Here is a 1,214-nt window from a genome sequence, read left to right on the forward strand (position 1 = left end):
TGGCGAAGATCAAGGTTGCCAATCCGGTCGTCGAACTCGACGGCGACGAGATGACCCGCATTATCTGGCAGTTCATCAAGGACAAGCTGATCCACCCGTATCTCGACATCGACCTGAAGTACTACGACCTGGGCGTCGAAAACCGCGACGCCACCAACGACCAGGTCACGGTGGAGGCCGCCCATGCCATCAAGAAGTACGGGGTGGGCGTCAAATGCGCCACCATCACCCCGGACGAGGGCCGCGTGCAGGAGTTCGGCCTCAAGGAAATGTGGAAGTCGCCCAACGGCACCATCCGCAACATCCTGGGTGGCGTGATCTTCCGCGAGCCGATCATCTGCAAGAACGTGCCGCGCCTGGTGCCGGGCTGGACCCAGCCGATCATCGTCGGCCGCCATGCCTTTGGCGACCAGTACAAGGCCACCGACTTCAGGGTGCCGGGCAAGGGCCGCCTGACGATGAAGTTCGAGGGCGAGGACGGCACGGTGATCGAGAAGGAGATCTTCAAGTTCCCGGATGCCGGCGTGGCCATGGGCATGTACAACCTCGACGAGTCGATCCGCGACTTTGCCCGCGCCTCGCTCAACTACGGCCTGAACCGCAAGTACCCGGTGTATCTCTCGACCAAGAACACGATCCTGAAGCAGTACGACGGCCGCTTCATGAACATCTTCCAGGAGATCTACGACACCGAGTTCAAGGCGAAGTTCCAGGCCGCCGGCATCCATTACGAGCACCGGCTGATCGACGACATGGTGGCCTCGGCGCTGAAGTGGTCGGGCGGCTATGTGTGGGCGTGCAAGAACTACGACGGCGACGTGCAGTCCGACACGGTGGCGCAGGGGTTCGGCTCACTCGGCCTGATGACCTCGGTGCTGATGACGCCGGACGGGCAGACGGTGGAGGCGGAAGCGGCGCATGGCACGGTGACGCGCCACTACCGCGAGCACCAGAAGGGCAAGGAGACCTCGACGAACTCGATTGCCTCGATCTTTGCCTGGACCCGCGGGCTGGCGCACCGGGCCAAGCTCGACGACAACGCGGAGCTTTCCCGCTTTGCGGCGACGCTGGAGAAGGTGTGCGTGGACACGGTCGAGGCCGGCTTCATGACCAAGGACCTGGCGCTGCTCGTCGGTGCCGAGCAGAAGTGGCTTTCCACCACCGGCTTCCTCGACAAAATCGACGAAAACCTCAAAAAAGCCATGGCGGGTTAA

Annotated in this window: 1 protein-coding gene; it reads left to right on the forward strand. The window is 62.5% G+C overall.

What is annotated here, in order from left to right; genetic code table 11:
• Positions 1-8: 8 nt before the first annotated feature.
• The gene (locus ILT44_RS30430; protein WP_307826752.1) at positions 9-1,214 is read left to right on the forward strand and encodes an NADP-dependent isocitrate dehydrogenase; all 1,206 of its coding nucleotides are present in this window, start codon (positions 9-11) and stop codon (positions 1,212-1,214) included.

This window comes from Microvirga arvi, assembly GCF_016892765.1.
Taxonomy (GTDB): domain Bacteria; phylum Pseudomonadota; class Alphaproteobacteria; order Rhizobiales; family Beijerinckiaceae; genus Microvirga; species Microvirga arvi.